The 21,508-nt window shown below is 58.4% G+C and carries 16 protein-coding genes; 9 read left to right on the top strand and 7 right to left on the bottom strand.

Going from position 1 to position 21,508, the window contains the following annotated elements:
* Positions 1 to 64 precede the first annotated feature (64 nt).
* The 4 genes from purC (at position 65) to ypfH (ending at position 4,483) form a co-directional block, all read left to right on the top strand.
* Complete coding sequence (gene purC / locus F3J31_RS05835) at positions 65 to 778, top strand: phosphoribosylaminoimidazolesuccinocarboxamide synthase (RefSeq protein ID WP_008501631.1); 714 nt, start codon at positions 65 to 67, stop codon at positions 776 to 778.
* A 120-nt stretch (positions 779 to 898) separates the two neighbouring features.
* On the top strand, positions 899 to 1,768 hold the full coding sequence (locus F3J31_RS05830) for a neutral zinc metallopeptidase (protein WP_028016137.1): 870 nt from the start codon (positions 899 to 901) through the stop codon (positions 1,766 to 1,768).
* Complete coding sequence (locus F3J31_RS05825; RefSeq protein ID WP_167211867.1) at positions 1,768 to 3,714, top strand: GNAT family N-acetyltransferase; 1,947 nt, start codon at positions 1,768 to 1,770, stop codon at positions 3,712 to 3,714. The genes F3J31_RS05830 and F3J31_RS05825 overlap by 1 nt, the downstream gene beginning before the upstream one ends.
* Before the next feature lie 73 nt (positions 3,715 to 3,787).
* The gene (gene ypfH / locus F3J31_RS05820; RefSeq protein WP_048029615.1) at positions 3,788 to 4,483 is read left to right on the top strand and encodes an esterase; all 696 of its coding nucleotides are present in this window, start codon (positions 3,788 to 3,790) and stop codon (positions 4,481 to 4,483) included.
* A 38-nt stretch (positions 4,484 to 4,521) separates the two neighbouring features.
* On the opposite strand, the gene F3J31_RS05815 is transcribed toward ypfH, so the two are convergent.
* The 3 genes from F3J31_RS05815 to F3J31_RS05805 are packed head-to-tail and all read right to left on the bottom strand — an operon-like array spanning position 4,522 to position 6,232.
* The gene (locus F3J31_RS05815) at positions 4,522 to 4,719 is read right to left on the bottom strand and encodes a YpfN family protein (RefSeq protein WP_008501627.1); all 198 of its coding nucleotides are present in this window, start codon (positions 4,717 to 4,719) and stop codon (positions 4,522 to 4,524) included.
* A gap of 24 nt (positions 4,720 to 4,743) precedes the next feature.
* Positions 4,744 to 5,871: a succinyl-diaminopimelate desuccinylase gene (gene dapE, locus F3J31_RS05810; protein WP_023294260.1), complete on the bottom strand. Its 1,128-nt coding sequence runs from the start codon at positions 5,869 to 5,871 to the stop codon at positions 4,744 to 4,746.
* Between the two features lie 10 nt (positions 5,872 to 5,881).
* Positions 5,882 to 6,232 (bottom strand): ArsC family reductase, encoded by a 351-nt coding sequence (locus F3J31_RS05805; protein ID WP_048029616.1) that lies wholly within the window; start codon positions 6,230 to 6,232, stop codon positions 5,882 to 5,884.
* A gap of 387 nt (positions 6,233 to 6,619) precedes the next feature.
* Between F3J31_RS05805 and ypfM the strand changes: the two genes are divergently transcribed.
* On the top strand, positions 6,620 to 6,679 hold the full coding sequence (ypfM, locus tag F3J31_RS05800; protein ID WP_015572204.1) for a protein YpfM: 60 nt from the start codon (positions 6,620 to 6,622) through the stop codon (positions 6,677 to 6,679).
* A 109-nt stretch (positions 6,680 to 6,788) separates the two neighbouring features.
* On the opposite strand, the gene acrD is transcribed toward ypfM, so the two are convergent.
* Both acrD and narQ read right to left on the bottom strand, forming a co-directional pair.
* On the bottom strand, positions 6,789 to 9,902 hold the full coding sequence (gene acrD, locus F3J31_RS05795) for a multidrug efflux RND transporter permease AcrD (protein WP_167211863.1): 3,114 nt from the start codon (positions 9,900 to 9,902) through the stop codon (positions 6,789 to 6,791).
* Between the two features lie 142 nt (positions 9,903 to 10,044).
* Positions 10,045 to 11,739, bottom strand: coding sequence for a nitrate/nitrite two-component system sensor histidine kinase NarQ (gene narQ, locus F3J31_RS05790; protein WP_167211860.1), 1,695 nt, complete (start codon positions 11,737 to 11,739; stop codon positions 10,045 to 10,047).
* A gap of 152 nt (positions 11,740 to 11,891) precedes the next feature.
* Here narQ and aegA point away from each other — a divergent pair, with 152 nt between their 5' ends.
* From aegA to F3J31_RS05775, 3 genes are all read left to right on the top strand, one after another.
* Complete coding sequence (gene aegA / locus F3J31_RS05785) at positions 11,892 to 13,871, top strand: formate-dependent uric acid utilization protein AegA (RefSeq protein ID WP_167211856.1); 1,980 nt, start codon at positions 11,892 to 11,894, stop codon at positions 13,869 to 13,871.
* A gap of 66 nt (positions 13,872 to 13,937) precedes the next feature.
* The gene (nudK, locus tag F3J31_RS05780; protein WP_167211853.1) at positions 13,938 to 14,531 is read left to right on the top strand and encodes a GDP-mannose pyrophosphatase NudK; all 594 of its coding nucleotides are present in this window, start codon (positions 13,938 to 13,940) and stop codon (positions 14,529 to 14,531) included.
* Between the two features lie 101 nt (positions 14,532 to 14,632).
* On the top strand, positions 14,633 to 15,676 hold the full coding sequence (locus tag F3J31_RS05775; RefSeq protein WP_167211850.1) for a DUF1176 domain-containing protein: 1,044 nt from the start codon (positions 14,633 to 14,635) through the stop codon (positions 15,674 to 15,676).
* 262 nt (positions 15,677 to 15,938) lie between these two features.
* Here F3J31_RS05775 and tkt read toward each other — a convergent pair whose 3' ends face one another.
* Positions 15,939 to 17,927: a transketolase gene (gene tkt, locus F3J31_RS05770; protein ID WP_167211847.1), complete on the bottom strand. Its 1,989-nt coding sequence runs from the start codon at positions 17,925 to 17,927 to the stop codon at positions 15,939 to 15,941.
* 19 nt (positions 17,928 to 17,946) lie between these two features.
* Positions 17,947 to 18,897 (bottom strand): transaldolase, encoded by a 951-nt coding sequence (gene tal, locus F3J31_RS05765; RefSeq protein WP_167211845.1) that lies wholly within the window; start codon positions 18,895 to 18,897, stop codon positions 17,947 to 17,949.
* Positions 18,898 to 19,186: 289 nt separating this feature from the next.
* Here tal and maeB point away from each other — a divergent pair, with 289 nt between their 5' ends.
* A complete protein-coding gene (gene maeB / locus F3J31_RS05760; RefSeq protein ID WP_045406103.1) occupies positions 19,187 to 21,466 on the top strand; it encodes an NADP-dependent oxaloacetate-decarboxylating malate dehydrogenase in 2,280 nt (759 codons plus the stop codon).
* The last annotated feature ends 42 nt before the right edge of the window (positions 21,467 to 21,508 follow it).

Below are 21,508 nucleotides of genomic sequence, written 5' to 3'. Positions count from 1 at the left end.
AAACGTGTGCGTGGCATAATATCCCCAGTTTTGAACACATATCATCACACCAGGAGTAATGAAGATGCAGAAGCAAGCTGAGTTGTATCGTGGCAAAGCGAAGACCGTATACAGCACGGAAAACCCGGATCTGTTGGTGCTCGAGTTCCGCAATGATACGTCAGCAGGGGATGGCGCACGCATTGAGCAGTTCGATCGTAAAGGCATGGTGAACAACAAGTTCAACCACTTCATTATGACCAAACTGGCCGAAGCGGGTATCCCGACTCAGATGGAAGCGTTGCTGTCCGATACGGAATGTCTGGTGAAAAAACTGGATATGGTTCCGGTTGAGTGCGTTATTCGTAACCGTGCGGCGGGCTCCCTGGTGAAGCGTCTGGGCATTGAAGAAGGTATCGAACTGAATCCACCGCTGTTCGATCTGTTCCTGAAAAACGACGCCATGCACGACCCGATGGTCAATGATTCCTACTGCGAAACCTTCGGCTGGGTGAACAAAGAGAACCTGGCGCGCATGAAAGAGCTGACCTACAAAGCCAACGACGTGCTGAAAAAATTGTTTGATGACGCGGGCCTGATCCTCGTCGACTTCAAGCTGGAGTTTGGTCTGTTCAAAGGCGAAGTGGTGCTGGGCGATGAGTTCTCACCGGACGGCAGCCGCCTGTGGGACAAAGAAACCCTGGATAAAATGGACAAAGACCGTTTCCGTCAGAGCCTGGGTGGCCTGATTGAAGCCTACGAAGCGGTTGCTCACCGTTTAGGCGTTAAGCTCGACTAACTCCCTCACTTGCCAAAGGATGTTCGCATCCTTTGGCGTCTTACCTTTGTTTCCTATGGTAATCTTGTCGTTAACCGCCTACGATCATAGCTATTATAAATGGAATAGTTCGAGGTGGTTATGCGCTGGCAAGGGCGTCGTGAAAGTGACAATGTAGAAGACAGACGCAGTGATGGCGGCGGCGGTCCTTCCATGGGGGGACCCGGCTTCCGCTTACCCAGCGGCAAGGGCGGTATTATCCTGCTGATAGTGGTGCTGGTCGCGGGGTATTACGGCGTCGATCTCACCGGGTTAATGACCGGTCAGCCGCTGCAACAGCAGCAGCATTCTCAGCGCTCCATCAGCCCGAATGAAGATGAAGCGGCCAAATTTACCTCGGTGATCCTCGCCACAACGGAAGATACGTGGGGTCAGCTGTTTGAGAAGATGGGTCGTACCTACCAGCAGCCAAAGCTGGTGATGTACCGGGGCGCAACCCGCACCGGATGCGGCACCGGACAGTCCGTGATGGGGCCGTTCTACTGCCCGGCGGACGGCACCGTCTATATCGATCTCTCCTTTTACGATGACATGAAACGCAAGCTTGGCGCTGACGGCGATTTTGCCCAGGGCTATGTGATCGCGCATGAAGTCGGCCATCACGTGCAAAAGCTGCTGGGGATTGAGCCAAAAGTGCGCCAGCTGCAGCAAAATGCGTCGCAGGCTGAAGTGAACCGCCTGTCCGTCAAAATGGAGCTGCAGGCGGACTGCTTCGCGGGCGTCTGGGGCCACAGCATGCAGCAGCAGGGCGTGCTGGAATCCGGCGATCTTGAGGAGGCGCTGAATGCCGCTCAGGCGATCGGTGACGACCGTCTTCAGCAGCAGAGCCAGGGGCGCGTCGTGCCGGACAGCTTCACCCACGGTACCTCACAGCAGCGCTACAGCTGGTTTAAACGCGGTTTCGACAGCGGCGACCCGGCGCAGTGTAATACCTTCGGCAAAGCGATGTAATGCTGGCGTTTGATCAGCTGATACGCGAGCTTGAGCGCACCGGCCATCGTCGGCTGGTGGTGCTCAGCGGCGAGGCGCAGTGGACGTTGAGTCAGGCGACTGACCTGCGTAATACCCTGCCGGGAGACTGGCTGTGGCTGGATGATAATCCCTCAAAAGCCCTCAGCGGACTGCTGGGACGCGAATATCGGCATGCTGTCTTTGACGCGCGCGCCGGGTTTGACGTCTCAGCGTTCGCCGCGCTCAGCGGAACGCTGCGCGCCGGAAGCCTCCTTGTGCTGCTGGTTCCTCCACTTGCTGACTGGGCCGACAGGCCAGACAGCGATTCTTTGCGCTGGAGCGACAGCGCGGAGCCGATCGCCACTCCACACTTTGTGCACCACTTCTGCCGGACGCTTGCCGCCGATTCGGATGTGATTGTCTGGCAACAGCATCGTCCCTTGTCCGTTCCCGTTGCGCCGGATTTACCCGCCTGGCAGCCTGCCAGCGGCGCACCGCAGCGTGAGCAGGCAGAGATCCTCGACGCGCTTCTGACCATGCCTGCGGGCATTGCCGCGGTAACGGCACCGCGCGGGCGCGGAAAGTCAGCCCTGGCGGGGATGCTGCTCAGTAGCATTCAGGGGCGTGCGGTGGTCACGGCACCGGCTAAAGGGGCAACGGATGTCATTGCGCGCTTCGCGGGCCAGCATTTTCACTTTATGGCCCCAGATGCGCTGCTGGCCTCCGCGCTGCAGGCCGACTGGCTGATTGTCGATGAAGCGGCTGCCATCCCGGGCCCGCTGCTGGAGAAGCTGGTCACGCGCTTTCCGCGCGTGGTGTTAACCACCACGGTGCAGGGCTATGAAGGGACGGGCAGGGGTTTCCTGCTGAAGTTCTGCGCCCGTTTTAGCGGGTTGCGGCATTATGCCTTATCGACCCCCATTCGATGGGCTGCCGGATGTCCGCTTGAGCGGTTCGTGGCGAATGCTCTGTTATTTGATGATGCGCTTATCGACCGCAAACCGGAAGGCGACGTGCGTATAACGCCGCTGGCGCCGCGGATGTGGGAGAGCGACCCGGCACGCGTGGCAAGCGTTTATGAACTGCTGTGTGCGGCACACTACCGCACGTCACCGCTCGATTTACGCCGGATGATGGACGCGCCCGGCCAGCACTTTGCTGTTGCCGGGACGGAGGCAGAGATTGCAGGCGCGCTCTGGCTGGTGGAAGAGGGCGGGTTGTCCCCTGAGCTTAGCCGCGCCGTGTGGGCGGGATACCGGCGTCCACGCGGGAATCTCGTGGCGCAGTCCCTGGCGGCGCACGGCGGCTCTCCGCTCGCGGCGACGCTGAAAGGGCGACGGGTTAGCCGCATTGCGGTTCACCCCCTGCGCCAGCGGGAAGGCATCGGACAACGGCTTATCCGTAGCGCCCGCGGGGAAGATTATCTGTCGGTGAGTTTCGGTTATACCGACGAGCTGTGGCATTTCTGGCAGCGGTGCGGGTTTGTGCTGGTGCGGATGGGGAGCCATCGGGAAGCCAGCAGCGGCTGCTACACGGCGATGGCGCTGCTGCCGCTGAGCGAGGCTGGGCGTCGGCTGTGCGCGCAGGAACATCAGCGTTTGTGTCGGGATATGCGCGTCCTGTCGGCCTGGAACGGTGAAAAGATCCCGGTGGACGACGGCTGGGAAGCTACCCTTAATAGTGATGACTGGCGGGAGCTGGCGGGGTTTGCTTTTGCCCATCGCGCGTTTTCAACCTCGGTTGCCGCGCTGACGCGGTTGTTGCTCACCGTTGATATGCCGCTTCCGGCCCTGCGGGGGAAAATGGCAGGGAAAACGGATGAGGCCGGGCGAAAAGCGTTGCTGGCAAAGCTGCGCAGTGAAACCGCGCAAGCGCTTGAAAGCCTTGATTATCCCCGTTGCCAGCAGTTGAAGGAAGCCATTTTGCAATGGCAATTTTTTCAATGACTTCTTCAGTAAAGTGGCATGGTCATTCCCGCCGGGAGGCGTAGAATCCAGGTCATCTATTAAGGAGACCACCATGAAACATGACCATTTTGTTGTTCAAAGCCCTGATAAACCGGCTAAACAGTTACTGCTTCTGTTTCATGGGGTTGGCGATAATGCCGTCAATATGGGTCAGATTGGCAGCTGGTTTGCGCCCGTTTTTCCGGAGGCATTGATTGTTAGCATTGGTGGCGTAGAGCCATGCGGCCCGAACGGGCGCCAGTGGTTCTCGGTTCAGGGCGTGACGGAAGAGAACCGCCAGGCGCGCATTGATGCCATCATGCCGACCTTTATCGAGGTCGTCCGCTACTGGCAGCAGCAGAGCGGCGTAGGAGCCGATGCCACCGCGCTGATTGGCTTCTCGCAGGGGTCAATCATGTCGCTGGAAAGCGTAAAGGCGCAGCCAGGTCTGGTGTCACGGGTGATCGCGTTTAACGGTCGTTTTGCGACGTTACCGACAAGCGCAACCACGCAGACCACGATCCACTTAATCCACGGCGGTGAAGACCGGGTGATTGAACTCTCGCATGCGGTTGCTGCCCAGGAAGCGCTGATTCGGGAAGGTGGGGATGTGACGCTGGATATTGTTGACGATCTGGGCCACGCCATTGACGACCGCAGCATGCAGTTTGCGCTCGATCGTTTGCGCTATACCGTACCGAAGCACTACTTTGATGAAGCGCTCAGCGGCGGTAAGCCGGATAATGATGATATTGTTGAGTTTATGTGAGGTTATCCCCTCTCCACAGGAGAGGGGATACAGACCGGTTACTTCTTCTGGTCTTTCTTCGGCCAGTCGTCGTCATCGTCCCACTTGTCGTTGAAATCACGGTGCGGGGGAAGATCCGGTTTGTTGGCGAGAAATTTTTTATGGTCCACGCGCTTAAGGTCTTTAATCACGTTAAGCAGTACGCCGACCAGAAAAACCAACACCAGAACCCACCAGTACTTTGAAAGCCAATCCATTCGCTATTCCTCTCAGAGCGTTCGTCAGGCGACGATTTGCTCCATAATACGTTGATACATACGGGCCAGCAGTTGTAAATCTGCCGCATTGACACACTCATTTATTTTATGAATGGTTGCGTTCACTGGCCCCAGTTCGACAACCTGAGCACCCATACGGGCGATAAAGCGTCCGTCTGAGGTACCACCCGTTGTCAGCAGCTGTGGCTTAATTTCATTATAGTGCTCGATGGCGTTCACCACCGCATCCACCAGTTTGCCACGCTGCGTCAGGAACGGCTGGCCGGAAAGCCACCACTCCACGGTATAGCGCAGCTGATATTTTTCCAGCAGGGCGATAACGCGCGCCTTGATCATCTCATCGGTCAGTTCCGTGCTGAAGCGGAAGTTGAACTGGACGAAATAATCCCCCGGGATCACGTTATTGCTGCCGGTCCCGGCCTTGACGTTTGCTATCTGCATGCTGGTCGGCGGGAAGAACTCGTTGCCCTTATCCCACTCAATCGCCACCAGCTCGCTCAGCATTGGCGCGGCGCGGTGAACCGGGTTATCGGCGAGATGCGGGTAAGCGACGTGGCCCTGAACGCCGTGAATGGTCAGGTTACAGGTCAGCGAGCCACGGCGTCCGTTTTTGACGACGTCACCCACCACTTCGGTGCTGGACGGCTCACCGACCAGACAGTAGTCGAGACGCTCGTTGCGTGCCATCAGCGCTTCAACGACCTTTACGGTACCGTTGTGCGCGCTGGCTTCTTCGTCGGAGGTGATCAAAAACGCGAGACGGTTTTTGTGGTTCGGATGCTGCGCCACAAAGCGCTCTGCCGCCACGACCATCGCCGCCAGAGAGCCTTTCATGTCTGCCGCGCCGCGACCAAACAGCATGCCATCCCGAATGGTCGGCTCAAACGGCGGGTTAATCCAGCGATCCGCGTCACCGGCGGGAACGACGTCAGTATGCCCGGCGAAGGCCAGCGTTTCGCCCTGTCCGCGCCACGCCCAGAAGTTCTGGGTATCGCCAAAATCCATGCGTTCAACGGTAAAACCGATGGCGCGCAGGCGTTCAATCATAAGAGCCTGACAACCTGCGTCGTCCGGGCTAAGGGAAGGACGGCGAATAAGCTGCTGAGTCAGCTCAATGACCGGGCATGACATAAACTACACCTCAACGAAAAAAGTCGGAATAAAGGGTTTCACTGAAACCCAGCAGCATAGGCTGCCCTGGCGCGCAGAGCAATGGGCGTTTGATAATTGCCGGCATCTCGAGCATCAGTTTTGCCGCGCTGTCGGCATCGTTGATGCTGGCGCGCAGAGAGTCGTCCAGTTTACGCCAGGTGGTACCGCGGGTGTTCAGCAGGGCTTCCCAGCCCAGTTCGCGAATAGCGCTATGCAGAAATTCTGCATCGAGCCCATCGGCACGGTAATCGTGGAAGCGGTACTCCACGCTGTTAGCGTCCAGCCAGCGGCGGGCTTTTTTGATGGTGTCGCAATTTTTAATGCCGTACATCACAACCATGGTGAATCCTTTTGATGTTCTGATAATTAAATGTTCAGTAAATTCGAAGATATATCCTTAAGTGGAATATAACACATTCAGGAATTGTCTGGATTAACGCGCCTGCTTAATTCGACTCACAACTGTACGCTGAATATTCTTTCATCATTTAAGCATAGATGTCCATAAACTTTAAAAACCCAATAAACTCAGCCAATAAAATAAAACTCACCCGTTCGTAGGGTTATTTCAAAATATTGCTGGCCGTCACAAAAAATTGAGGGCTCTCCGTTCATATTTATCATAAATCCCCGCAGGACGTGGGGTACAATCACAGCAATTGGTTAAATAGTCTTCACAATGATGGTACGTTTTTGTAGAATGCGCATAATAATAAGAGAGGTTGTTATGATTGAACGTGAACTGGGGAACTGGAAAGATTTTATCGAAGGCATGCTTCGTAAATGACATTCAGTAAGAATTGCAAGAGCACTAAAATAAGTAAAATAACCATAGTGTGAATTAATCACACAGTAAAAAGGCGGCCGATAAAGCCGCCTTTTTTTATTTCAACCACTTACTCAGGACGTTCCTTTAGCGGGAAGCGGCGACGCACCAGCACAAAGAACAGCGGAACGAAGTAAATGGCCAGGATGGTGGCCGAAATCATGCCGCCCATCACTCCCGTGCCGACGGCATGCTGGCTGCTGGAGCCTGCGCCAGTGCTGGTCGCCATCGGCAGTACACCAAAAATAAACGCCAGCGACGTCATCAGGATTGGGCGCAGGCGCTGACGGCAGGCGTGCAGCGTGGCGGCCATCAGTTCGTGGCCTTTGGCATTCATCTCGTTAGCAAACTCAACGATCAGAATGGCGTTTTTCGCCGATAGCCCAATGACGGTGAGCAGGCCCACCTGGAAGTAAACATCGTTCTCCAGGCCGCGCATCCAGGTCGCGAGCAGCGCACCGATAACCCCAAGGGGCACGACCAGCATGACCGAGAACGGGACCGACCAGCTCTCATACAGTGCGGCAAGGCAGAGGAAGACCACCAGCAGCGAGAGCGCGTAAAGGGCGGGGGCCTGCGCCCCTGAGAGACGCTCCTGGTAAGACATGGCCGTCCACTCGAGACCAAAACCGGCGGGCAGCTGTTGCACCAGTTTTTCCATGGTGTCCATGGCGGTACCGGTGCTGACGCCCGGCGCGGCTTCCCCGACGATTTCAACCGCAGAATAGCCGTTATAGCGTTCCAGGCGTGGCGATCCGCTCTCCCAGTGCGAACTGGCAAAGGCGGAGAACGGCACCATGCCGCCAGCATTATTTCTGACAAACCAGCGGTTAATATCATCCGGCAGCATGCGGAACGGCGCGGCGGACTGGACATACACTTTTTTCACGCGGCCGCGATCCATAAAGTCATTCACATAGCTCGACCCCCACGCCGTTTGCAGGGTGTCGTTGATATCGTTGATCGAGACGCCCAGCGCCTGCGCCTTACGCTGATCGATATCCACCTGAAGCTGCGGGCTGTCGTCGAGGCCGTTATGGCGAACGCGGGTCAGGCCAGGATCGTTGCTTGCCAGCGCTAACAGCTTATCGCGTGCCGCCATCAGCGCCGTGTGGCCCGCACCGGCGTGATCCTGCAGCTCCATATCGAACCCGGCGGAACTGCCCAGCCCGCTTATCGCCGGCGGACTGCTGGCAAAGACGCGCGCCTCTTTGATGTGCGCAAAGGCTTTTGTCGCACGTTCAATAATGGCAAACGAGGTGCCCGTCCGGGTATCGCGCTCGTCCCAGTCCTTCAGGCGGACAAACATGCGGGCGACGTTCTGCCCGTTACCACCCGGGCCGGAGCCGACGGTGGAGAAGACCGAGACAACGTTGTCTTTCTCTTTGGTGAAGAAGTACTGTTCCACTTTCTGAACCACTTTCAGCGTCTGCTGCTGCGTTGCGCCGCTCGGAAGCTGCACCGAGGTGGTGAACATCCCCCGGTCTTCCATCGGCAGGAACGAGGTGGGCAGGTGCAGGAACAGCCAGACCATGCCGCCCAGTAGCACAACGTAAATCATCATCCAGCGCAGGCTGCGGTGCAGTACGCGACCGACGGCAGATTCATACCGCGCGGCGTTGCGGTTGAACATGCGGTTAAACCAGCCGAAGAACCCTTTCTGCCCGTGATGCTCCCCTTTGTGCAGCGGTTTCAGAATGGTGGCGCACAGCGCGGGGGTGAGGATCAGCGCGACCAGCACGGAGAGCACCATCGCTGAGACGATGGTGATCGAGAACTGGCGGTAAATCGCCCCGGTGGTGCCGCCAAAGAAGGCCATCGGGATAAAGACGGCCGACAGCACCATCGCAATCCCGACCAGCGCCCCCTGAATTTGCCCCATAGACTTGCGCGTCGCCTGGCGCGGAGAGAGCCCTTCTTCGCTCATGATGCGCTCGACGTTTTCAACCACCACGATGGCATCATCCACCAGAAGGCCGATTGCCAGCACCATCGCAAACATCGTCAGGGTATTAATGCTGTACCCGAAGGCGTAAAGCACCGCAAAGGTCCCCAGCAGCACCACGGGGACGGCAATGGTGGGGATCAGCGTCGCGCGGAAGTTTTGCAGGAACAGGTACATGACCAGGAACACCAGCGCGATGGCTTCCAGCAGAGTCTTCACCACGTCCTCAATGGAGGCTTTTACGAAGGAGGTGGTTTCATAGGCGACTTTGTACTCCAGCCCGTGCGGGAAATACTGCGACAGCTCATCCAGACGGTCTAATACCAGTTTCGCCGTCGCCATTTCGTTCGCGCCGGAGGCCAGCTTAATCCCCAGACCGGAGGCCTGATTGCCGTTAAAGCGGCTCAGGTAGTCGTATTTCTCCGCCCCCATTTCCACCGTGGCGACATCGCCGAGACGCACTTCCGAGCCGTCCTGATTCACGCGCAGGGTGATATTGCGGAACTGGTCCGGCGTCTGCAGCAGGGATTGTGAATTAATGGTGGCGTTCAGGGCTTGCTTATCAACGGAAGGCGTTCCCCCCAGTTGCCCTACGGCAATCTGGGCGTTCTGGGCTTTGATAGCATCCGTCACGTCGGTTGCCGTCATCTGGTAGCTGTTCAGCTTGTTGGGATCGAGCCAGATACGCATGGAGTATTGTGAGCCATAGGCGTCGATATCCCCGACGCCGTTGATCCGGCTGATGGGATCCTGAATATTACTGGCGACGTAGTCCGCGATGTCCTGTTTATCCATCGAGCCATCTGTCGAGACAAAGGCGATGGTCAATATGTTGGTATCGCCGGTTTTACGCACGGTCACGCCCTGGTTCTGCACCGCCTGGGGCAGCTTGCGCATGGCCGACTGCAGCTGGTTTTGGACCTGCTGCACCGCTTCGTCCGGGTCGGTGCCCGCCTTAAAGCTCAGGGTAACCGTCGCCTGTCCCGTGGCGCTGCTTTGCGAGGACATGTACATCAGGTTATCCAGACCCGTCATGTTCTGCTCGATAACCTGCGTCACGGTATTTTCCAGCGTCTGTGCCGACGCGCCGGGATAGTTTGCGGTGACGCGCACGTTCGGCGGTGCCAGGTCGGGGTATTGCTCAACGGGAAGTGAAGTAATCGCCAGAACGCCTGTCAGACACAACAGGATGGCAAGCACCCAGGCAAAAATGGGGCGATCGATGAAAAAATTCGCCATGAAAGTGTGACCTCGTTTTGCTGCACGTCATTATTGTTTATTGCCCGCATAACTTTAGCGGTAAGGCCCAGGTCAAACGTGGAGAAATAAAGGAGATAGTGTAAATTATCATGCGCTTTTCCCTGCGCTTCCCTCTTTACCGTTATTTACCCGTTAACGGCGTGGGCGCCGGGAACGTCACGCTGACCAGCGTGCCGCCGTTTTGCGGCTGTGAAAAGTGCAGCACTCCTCCAAGCCGCTGCGCGCGTTCGCGCATGATGTTCAGCCCGTAATGTCCCGGCGGCTCGCTGGCTTCGCCAATCCCGATGCCGTTGTCGCGAATGCTGACGCTGTGTGTACCGTCCGCTGCAGTCACGCAGCTGACGGTGATTTCGCTCGCCTGCGCGTGCTTAATGGCGTTCAGCACGGCTTCACGCACGATCTGCAGCAAATGCACCTGCTTTTGCGCGTCCAGCGCCAGCGAGGAGAGGCGGCAGTCGAGATGCAGTTTCGCCTGCGTCTGGCTCTGCAGCCCGTCGAGTGACTCCTGCAGCGCCGCGGGTAAATTCGCATGGTTCAGCGTCAGGCGGAAGGTAGTCAGCAGCTCGCGAAGCTGCTGCCAGGCGTTGTTCAGCTCACGGGAGAAGTCGGTGATAATAGCCTGCGCTTGGGTATTTTCTTCCGGCACGGCGCGTTTGAGCAACGCAAGCTGAATGCGCAGATACGACAGCACCTGCGCCAGCGAATCGTGCAGCTCGCGGGCAATAGTGGCGCGCTCTTCCATCAGCAGCAGCTGCTGGTAATGCTTTTGCGCCTGGTTAAAGTACAGTCCGCGCCCGAGCATGGTCGCCACGCTTCTCATCAGCGGAAGGGGGACACTGTCCGCCTTGCTTTGCCAGCGCAGCTCGCCGTAGAGCGTGTCCTGCATCAGTACCGGCAGGTTTTGCAGAGGGATACCCTCAGCCTCCGTCCCTTCACACAGCCGCCAGTCGTCGCTGGTGCGCAGTTCCAGATAATTCATCTGCGTATAGTCATGGACAATCTGCAGGATATGCCGGAAACAGTGGCTGTCTATCTGCCCGGTATTGAGCGCCTGCGAGCACTTGAACAGCATGTCGAGCTGCTGGTGGGCTTCGTGCAGGTGCCGCGTCTTTTCCGCAACCGAGGCTTCGAGCGAACGGTAGAGCGTATCGAGCTCGGCTGACATGTGGTTAAAGGCGCGCGAAAGCTGGCCCAGCTCGTTCGGCAGGGCGCTATCCGGCGCAGGAGTGGCAAATTCGCCGCGCTCAATCCGTTCGCTGGCCGCCACCAGGTTATTCAGCGGCAGCACCACCTGACGACGGATGCGTCGCAGGGTAAACAGCGTCAGCAGCAGGATCCCGAGTGCGCCAGCCAGCGAGAGCAGGGTGACCGTCTGAATTTTGTGTTCGGTGTAGTGCTGGAGGGCGAGCACAAAGGCATCAATGCGGCCGACAGAATCTTCAATATTGCGTTGATACCACGCGCTGTCGCCGCGGGCGATGCGCGCATCCATCTCCTGCCAGGCCACATGCAGCTGCTGATAGCGTGCTTTCACATTGTCCGGGACGTACCAGCGGTTCAGCTTCTGCAGGGCAGGCGCGCCGAGCGTCTGTTGCCAGCTCTCGCGATGTGCCGCAAGGGAAGGGCTGTTGCGCTGCATCTCGTAGCCCAGACGATAGCTCTGCATGCGCAGCGAACCGGCGATATTAATGGCTTCGGCATCGCGCTGGCTGCTGGCCAGCGTCAGCAGCGCGACGGTGCTGCTGAGCACGGATAGGGCAATGATCGAAAAGAAAGCCCAGGCAAGGCTTCCGGAAACGGGTCGTTTAACGGTCACAGAACGGCTCTCTGAATAAAATTGATCTGCCACAGGTTCACTGGAAATAATTGGGCGTTCAGGGCATTTGAACATTGCCCGATCGCACCGTGATGCGTAAATACCATACTCTTATAAAGAAAAAGGTTATTGAACCAAAAACAGGTGTGGTTATGAATCGTTTTATTATGGCTAACAGCCAGCAGTGCATTGGGTGTCGCGCCTGCGAAGTGGCCTGCGTGATGGCGCACAACGATGAGCAGCATGTCCTGAGCGAACGCCATTTTCATCCCCGTATCACGGTCCTGAGATCCGGCGAGAAGAGCCGCCCGGTGACCTGCCATCATTGCGAAAATGCACCCTGCGCGCAAAGCTGCCCGAACGGCGCCATCAGCAAATGCGATGACAGCGTACAGGTGAATCAACAAAAATGCATCGGCTGTAAGGCCTGCGTGGTGGCCTGCCCGTTTGGCACGATGGAGATTATCGTCACCCCGCTCGACAAGGGCAGCGTGAAGGCCTCGGCGAATAAATGCGATCTCTGCCTGACGCGTCCACACGGCCCGGCCTGTATCGAAAATTGCCCCGCAGATGTCCTCACCCTGGTGACGCCTGCCGTGCTGGATAATCTGGCGAAATCGCGCCGACAGCGCACGGCCTGCCTGGAGGCGCAACCCTGGCATGGTGCGGAGGCCGTCAGCGTGGACGCGCCGCGTAGCAAACAGCAGCAGATGCAGGCGACGGCGCCCCGCGGCGAGCCCGATAAGCTGACTGCCGTCGAACGCGTGAGCCATTTTAACGAAATTTACCTGCCGTTCCGGGCCGAACAGGCCGCCCGCGAGGCGTCGCGCTGCCTGAAGTGCGGCGAGCATAGCATTTGCGAATGGACCTGCCCGCTGCACAACCACATTCCGCAGTGGATTGAGCGCCTCAACGCAGGGGATATCACCGGCGCGGCTGAGCTTTCTCATCAGACCAACTGTTTACCTGAAATTACCGGCCGCGTCTGTCCGCAGGACCGGCTATGCGAGGGTGCCTGCACGCTGCGTGAAGCGGCGGGCGCCGTGACCATCGGCAACATCGAGCGCTATATCGCCGATCGGGCGCTGGCGATGGGCTGGCGGCCGGATATGTCCGCCGTCACGCCGTCAGGTAAACGTGTCGCGATTGTCGGCGCGGGGCCCGCCGGGCTGGCGTGCGCCGACGTGCTGGCGCGCCACGGCGTGAGCGTGACGGTCTATGACCGGCATCCGGAGATCGGCGGTTTGCTGACCTTTGGCATCCCGGCATTTAAGCTCGACAAATCGCTGCTCGCGCGGCGCAGAGAGATATTTACCGCGATGGGGATCCGCTTCGAGCTGAACTGCGAGGTGGGCCAGGACGTGTCGATGTCACAGCTAAAGCACGATTACGACGCCTTGTTTATTGGGGTGGGAACCTATCGGTCGATGAAGGCGGGTATCCCGAACGAGGACGCGCCAGGGGTCTACGACGCGCTGCCTTTCCTGGTGGGCAACACGCGGCATGTTATGGGGCTGGAGGCGACGGCCAGCGAACCGTTCATCGACACCCGTGGCCTGAACGTGGTGGTGCTGGGCGGAGGCGACACCGCGATGGACTGCGTCCGCACTGCGTTACGCCACGGGGCGGCAAACGTCACCTGCGCCTATCGTCGGGATGAGGCCAACATGCCAGGCTCGAAGAAAGAGGTGAAGAACGCCAGAGAAGAGGGGGCCGCGTTTGAGTTTAACGTTCAGCCGGTTGAGCTGACGCTGGATCCGAACGGTAAGGTCAACGGTATCCGGATGCTGCGAACCGTGCTCGGTGAACCGGATGCGCAGGGACGGCGTCGGCCCGTTCCGGTGGCGGGCAGCGAGTTTGTGATGGCCGCGGATGCGGTCATCATGGCGTTTGGTTTTAATCCTCACGCGATGCCCTGGCTGCAGGCGCAGGGGGTTGAAACGGACGACTGGGGACGGATCGTGGCCTCGGTTGAGAGCCGCTACCGTTACCAGACGACCAATCCGCAGATCTTCGCCGGGGGCGATGCGGTACGCGGCGCGGATCTGGTGGTGACCGCGATGGCGGAAGGACGTCATGCCGCGCAAGGGATACTCGACTGGCTGGGAGGTAATGCGCCACAGCATCATTAATCCGGCGGGCGACAAAGCGGGATTCACGGCGTAGTATAGGACGACTCATTGTGTCGTGGAGCCCGTATGACCCTGAAAATAGACGTTATCAAAGACAAAATTCTCTCTGAAAACTACTTTGTCCTGCGTAACATCACCTACGATCTGACGCGTAACAACGGTGAAGTGATCCGCCACAGGCGCGAGGTCTACGACCGCGGCAACGGGGCAACTATCCTGCTCTATAATCGTGAAAAGCAGAGCGTGGTGCTGATCCGCCAGTTCAGGGTGGCAACGTGGGTCAATGGCAACCCGGACGGACGTCTGATTGAAACCTGCGCGGGCCTGCTCGATGACGATGAGCCGGAAGTCTGCATCCGCAAAGAGGCCGTCGAAGAGACCGGCTTCGAAGTGGGCGAGGTCAAAAAGATCTTCGAGCTGTTTATGTCGCCGGGCGGCGTGACGGAAATCGTCCATTTCTTCATCGCGGAATACAGCGACGCGCAGCGCACTCACCGGGGCGGCGGCGTAGAAGATGAAGATATCGAAGTGCTGGAGCTTCCTTTTGCCCGGGCGCTGGAGATGGTGCGTTCAGGCGAAATCAGGGATGGTAAGGCGGTGATATTACTGCAGTATTTACAGACGACCGGGCTGATGAATACCCCTTTCGAACGGATATAGCCTGTTTTTCGGGTATATCTGATAAATCCGATTGAGCAACCCCGGCGGGAACACGAAGATACTGCCCAGTTACGCGTTTTCGTTCCGGGATTGTGCCATTCATGCGCTACAGCGTCTTTTTATTTTCCCTGTTATGTGTGCTCCTCGCGCCGCTGGTGCGGGCTGCACCCGCGCAGCAAGCCTTTTCTGACTGGCAGGTGACCTGCAATAACCAGAACTTTTGCCTTGCCCGCAACACGGGCGAACACCGTGGTCTGGTCATGACGCTCACCCGAAGCGCCGGGGCGAAAACGGATGCCACGCTGCGTATCGATCTCGGCGGGCTTGATACGCCTTCCGTGAAAGAGCCTGAGATTGCCCCCCGGCTGCTGCTGGATAATATTCCCCTGAAGCTGGACAAACAGCGCTGGCAGCTCACGCCCTGGCATCTGAAAACGGACGATGCGGCCACCATCACCGCCTTTCTGAAAAATATCCAGGAAGGGAAGGCCCTAACCCTTCGCGGCGGTAAGCAGGTGATTTCTCTGAGCGGTCTGAAAGCCGCGCTGCTGTTCATTGATGCGCAGCAAAAGCGCGTGGGCAGTGAAACCGCGTGGATCAGAAAAGGTGACGATCCGCCGTTAAGCGTACCGCCCGCACCCGCCCTGAAAAAGGTGGCGACCGTTAATCCTACCCCAACACCGCTTTCCCATGCCGAACTGAACGACCTGCTGGATTATGGCACCGGCAGGATGAACAGCAGCCAGTGCTCGCTGGATCCTAACCGCCGGGAAGTGCGCGTCACCGCGTTGACCGATGACAAGGCGCTGCTGATCGTCAGCTGCGAGGCGGGGGCCTATAACACCGTCGATCTGGCGTGGCTGGTGTCACGTAAGAAACCGTTCTCTGCCCGCAGCGTCAGGCTGCGTCTGCCGTTTACGCCGTCAAGCGACAGCAGCGAAATAGAGTTGATGAACGCCAGCTTTGATGAGAAGACGCGCGAGCTGACCACGCTCTCGCTGGGGCGCGGTATGGGCGATTGTGGGTTCCTGACGCGCTGGCGGTTTGACGGCCAGCGTTTCCGCCTGGTGCGTTATGCTGAGGAACCCAGCTGCGATAACTGGAACGGGCCAGACGCCTGGCCCACGCTGTGGATCACGCGGTAGCTTTTTGCCGGGTGGCGCAGTCGCTTACCCGGCCTACGAATCTTGCGGTCTGTGGCAATGTGCCGGGTGGCGGCTTCGCCTTACCCGGCCTACAAATCTTGCGGTCTGTGACAATGTGCCGGGTGGCGGCTTCGCCTTACCCGGCCTACAAATCTTGCGGTCTGTGGCAATGTACCGGGTGGTGGCTTCGCCTTACCCGGCCTACAAAAAACCAAGCCGTAGGCCGGGTAAGCGACAGCGCCACCCGGCAACGCAGGCCGCACTACAGCACGCTCAGCGCCTTCTCCACCACGTTCTCAACCGTAAAGCCGAAGTACGGGAACAGCTTATCGGCAGGGGCGGACTCACCGTAGCCCCTCATGCCCACAATCGCTCCTTTGAGCCCGACATACTTGTACCAGTAGTCGGCAATACCGGCCTCCACCGCCACGCGCGCCGCGACGCTGGACGGCAGGACCGATTCCCGGTACGCCTCGTCCTGGGCGTCAAAGATATCCGTGGAAGGCAGGGAGACGACCCGCACCGCGTGGCCTTCGGCGGTCAGTTTCTCAGCCGCTTTCACCGTGATTTCCACCTCTGAACCGGTCGCAATCAGGATCACGTCCGGCTTGCCGCCGCTGTCTTTCAGGATATAGCCGCCGCGAGCGATGTTTTTCACCTGCTCCGGCGTGCGCTCTATCTGCGCCAGGTTCTGGCGTGACAGAATCAGTGCCGTCGGGCCGTTATGGCGTTCTACCGCCAGCTTCCAGCCCACCGCCGCTTCGACCTGATCGCAGGGACGCCAGGTGCTGAAGTTTGGCGTCAGGCGCAGGCTCGCCAGCTGTTCAACCGCCTGGTGGGTGGGGCCGTCTTCTCCCAGACCGATGGAGTCGTGGGTATAGACCATAATCTGCCGCGCCTTCATCAGCGCTGCCATGCGCGCCGCGTTACGGGCGTACTCGACGAACATCAGGAAGGTGGCGGTGTAGGGCACGAAGCCGCCGTGGTGAGCGATGCCGTTGGCGATCGCGGTCATCCCGAACTCGCGCACGCCGTAATGGATGTAATTCCCGGCAATATCCTCTTTCAGCGATTTTGAGCCCGACCAGATGGTCAGGTTACTCGGTGCCAGGTCCGCCGAGCCGCCCAGCAGCTCAGGGAGAAGAGGGCCAATCGCATTCAGGGTGTTTTGCGACGCCTTACGGGTGGCGATTTTTGCCGGGTTGGACTGCAGGTTTTCAATCAGCGCCTGAGTTTTATCATCCCAGTCCTCCGGCAGACCGCCGCTCATGCGGCGGGAAAACTCGGCGGCCAGATCCGGGTGCGCTTTTTTGTAGGCGGCAAACTTCTCGTTCCAGGCGTGCTGGGCTTTTTCACCCGCTTCACGGGCATCCCATGCTCTGTAGATCTCTTTCGGGATTTCAAATGGCGGGTATTTCCAGCCCAGCTTCTGGCGGGTCAGCGCCACTTCTTCGTCACCCAGCGCCGCGCCGTGCGCCTCTTCTTTGCCCGCCTTGTTCGGTGAGCCGAAGCCGATAACCGTGCGGCAGATAATCAGGGACGGTTTGTCCTTCACGCTCTGCGCTTCCTGAATCGCTTTTTTCACCGCCTCAGGATCGTGGCCGTCGATCTCGTGGACCACGTGCCAGTGGTAGGCCTCGAAGCGTTTTGCCGTGTCGTCAGTGAACCAGCCTTCGGTTTCCCCGTCGATGGAGATGCCGTTGTGATCGTAGAACCCGATCAGCTTGCCCAGCCCCAGGGTGCCCGCCAGGGAGCAGACCTCGTGGGAGATCCCCTCCATCAGACAGCCGTCACCCATAAACACGTAGGTGTAGTGATCGACAATCTCGTGATCCGGCTGGTTGAACTGTGCCGCCAGGGTACGCTCGGCAATCGCCAGCCCGACCGCATTTGCCAGCCCCTGACCGAGCGGCCCGGTGGTGGTCTCCACGCCCGGCGTATAGCCGATCTCCGGGTGTCCCGGGGTTTTGGAGTGCAGCTGGCGGAAGTTTTTCAGCTCCTCAAGCGGCAGATCGTAACCGGACAGGTGCAGCAGGCTGTAGAGCAGCATCGAGGCGTGGCCGTTGGAGAGAATAAAGCGGTCACGGTCATACCAGGTGGGATCGTTGGGGTTGTGCTTCAGGAAGTCGTTCCACAGCACTTCGGCAATATCGGCCATGCCCATCGGTGCGCCGGGGTGGCCGGAATTGGCTTTCTGCACGGCATCCATGCTGAGGGCGCGGATGGCATTGGCGAGCTCTTTACGGGACATAGTTCACTCCGTGGCAAGGTTAAAGTTTGGCAGCGAGAAGATCTTCAAGTTTGCGCTGGTCGACGGCAAACAGACGGATACCTTCCGCCAGTTTTTCCACGGCCATTGCGTCCTGATTGTGCTCCCAGCGGAACTCCGCTTCGGTCATGGCTTTCGGTTTTGGCAGAACGGTAGAGGTTGGCACCAGCTTGCGGATCACCGTCTCTTCTTTGTCCTGTAGTTCTTTGAGCAGGTTAGGGGAGATGGTCAGGCGGTCGCAGCCTGCCAGAGCAAGGATCTGCTCAGTACGGCGGAAGCTGGCCCCCATCACGATGGTCTCGTAGCGATGCTGCTTGTAGTAGTCGTAAATATTGCGCACCGATTTCACCCCCGGGTCCTCATCCACCACGTACGGATCCATCGGCTGTTTCGCCTGGTACCAGTCGTAGATGCGGCCTACAAACGGTGACACCAGGAACACGCCCGCTTCGGCACAGGCGCGCGCCTGGGCAAAGGAGAACAGCAGCGTCAGGTTGCAGTGAATCCCCTCTTTTTCCAGCACCTCTGCGGCGCGGATGCCTTCCCAGGTCGACGCCAGCTTGATCAGAATGCGTGATTTATCGATCCCCTGCTCCTGGTAGAGTTCCACCAGACGACGCGCTTTATTAATGCTCTTTTCTTTATCGAACGAGAGGCGGGCGTCGACTTCGGTCGAGACGCGGCCCGGAATGCTTTTAAGAATTTCCGCACCAAAATTAACCGCCAGCTTGTCGCTGGCTTCGGCGACCTGCTGCTCCTGCGTTTTCCCGCGCTGCTTACCGTAGGCAATGGCGTCTTCAATCAGATGACTAAAATGGGCAAGCCCAGCTGCCTTGAGCAGTAGCGAAGGGTTAGTGGTCGCATCCTCCGGCTGGTAGTGACGAATCGACTCGATATCGCCGCTGTCGGCTACCACGGTGGTGAATTGTTTGATGCCGTCTAGCTGGTTCATAAATGATTACTCCTTGGAAATAAAAGAGTTAGATGAGTGCGTTAGTTCACACTTCTGGAAAAATCATGATGGACTTAACAAAAAAGCATAGCAGACGGGGGAGGCATTGCTTTTGAGACGGGTAACATGGCTGTTATAAATTGATAACAATTTTTAATGTGTGATGGTGAGAGTTTGGCAGCCTTCAAAGTTTAGGAGGCGGTCTGAGGCGATACTAGGCGGCACACCAGGGTGTGCAACCGGATCGCTTTCGTCACCCTTTTGACCGATACGTGAAAGGATAAATAAGATGGATGAGCAGTTGAAACAGAGTGCCCTCGATTTTCACGAGTTCCCTGTCCCGGGCAAAATTCAGGTCTCCCCAACCAAACCGCTGGCAACTCAGCGCGATCTGGCGCTGGCCTATTCGCCGGGCGTGGCGGCCCCGTGTCTGGAAATCGAAAAAGATCCGCTGGCGGCCTACAAATATACCGCGCGTGGCAACCTTGTTGCCGTGATCTCTAACGGCACGGCGGTACTGGGTCTCGGTAACATCGGCGCGCTGGCCGGTAAGCCGGTGATGGAAGGCAAGGGGGTGCTGTTCAAGAAATTCGCCGGTATCGACGTGTTTGATATCGAGGTGGACGAGCTCGATCCTGACAAATTCATCAACGTGGTGGCCGCGCTGGAGCCGACCTTCGGGGGGATCAACCTGGAAGACATTAAAGCGCCGGAATGTTTCTATATCGAGCAGAAGCTGCGCGAGCGTATGAACATTCCCGTGTTCCATGACGACCAGCACGGTACGGCCATTATCAGCACCGCTGCCATTCTCAACGGCCTGCGCGTCGTGGAGAAAAATCTCTCCGACGTGCGCATGGTGGTGTCGGGCGCAGGCGCCGCGGCCATCGCCTGTATGAACCTGCTGGTAGCGCTGGGTATGCAGAAACACAACATTGTGGTCTGCGACTCCAAAGGGGTGATTTACAAAGACCGCGAGCCGAACATGGCGGAAACCAAAGCGGCGTATGCGGTAGAAGACGACGGTAAACGCACGCTTGAGGACGTGATCGACGGCGCGGATATCTTCCTCGGCTGCTCGGGTCCGAAGGTGCTGACCCAGGAGATGGTGAAGAAGATGGCGCGCGCGCCGATGATCCTGGCCCTGGCCAACCCGGAACCGGAAATTCTGCCGCCGCTGGCGAAAGCGGTGCGTGAAGACGCCATTATCTGTACCGGACGTTCCGACTACCCGAACCAGGTCAACAACGTGCTCTGCTTCCCGTTCATCTTCCGCGGCGCGCTGGACGTCGGCGCGACGGCAATCAACGAAGAGATGAAGCTGGCCGCCGTGCACGCCATCGCGGAGCTGGCCCACGCCGAGCAGAGCGAAGTGGTTGCCTCAGCCTATGGCGATCAGGATCTGAGCTTTGGCCCTGACTACATCATTCCAAAACCGTTCGACCCGCGTCTGATTGTCAAAATTGCCCCTGCGGTGGCCAAAGCGGCGATGGATTCCGGCGTGGCGACGCGTCCGATTGAGGATTTCGACGCTTACGTCGATAAACTCACCGAGTTTGTCTATAAAACGAACCTGTTCATGAAGCCGATCTTCTCTCAGGCGCGCGCCGACGCGAAGCGCGTGGTGCTGGCGGAAGGGGAAGAGGCGCGCGTGCTGCACGCCACTCAGGAGCTGATCACCTTAGGCCTGGCGAAGCCGATTCTGATTGGTCGTCCGAGCGTGATCGAAATGCGTATTCAGAAGCTGGGCCTGCAGATTAAGCCGGGCGTCGACTTCGAGATCGTTAACAACGAATCCGATCCGCGCTTCAAAGAGTACTGGAGCGAATACTACGCGATCATGAAACGTCGGGGGATCACCCAGGAGCAGGCGCAGAAAGCCGTCATCAGCAACACGACGGTGATCGGCGCGATCATGGTCCATCGCGGCGAGGCGGATGCGCTGATCTGCGGCACCATCGGCGATTACCACGAGCACTTTAGCGTGGTGCAGGAGATCTTCGGCTATCGCGACGGCGTGCACACCGCCGGGGCGATGAACGCCCTGCTGCTGCCAAGCGGCAACACCTTTATTGCCGATACCTACGTTAACGACGATCCCACCCCGGACGAGCTGGCGGAGATCACCGTGATGGCCGCCGAGACCGTGCGTCGCTTTGGTATCGAACCGAAGGTGGCGCTGCTGTCGCACTCTAATTTTGGTTCGTCTAAATCGGCGGCGGCCTGCAAAATGCGTGAGACGCTGGCGCTGGTGCGCGAGCGCGCGCCAGAGCTGATGATTGACGGGGAAATGCATGGCGATGCGGCGCTGGTGGAGAGCATCCGTAACGAACGTATGCCGGACAGCCCGCTGAAGGGATCGGCAAATATCCTGATTATGCCGAACGTGGAAGCGGCGCGTATCAGCTATAACCTGCTGCGCGTCTCCAGCTCTGAAGGGGTGACCGTAGGACCGGTGCTGATGGGCGTGGCAAAACCGGTGCACGTGTTAACGCCGATTGCCTCCGTGCGCCGTATCGTGAATATGGTGGCGCTGGCGGTGGTTGAGGCGCAGACGCAGCCGCTGTAAACCCCTCACCCTAACCCTCTCCCCATAGGGGAGAGGGAACTG

Origin of the sequence: Enterobacter sp. Acro-832, assembly GCF_011752745.1 — a bacterium.
GTDB classification, from domain to species: domain Bacteria; phylum Pseudomonadota; class Gammaproteobacteria; order Enterobacterales; family Enterobacteriaceae; genus Enterobacter; species Enterobacter quasiroggenkampii.
The sequence above is the reverse complement of the archived record's forward strand: the minus strand, read 5'-3'. Positions and strand labels throughout refer to the sequence as shown.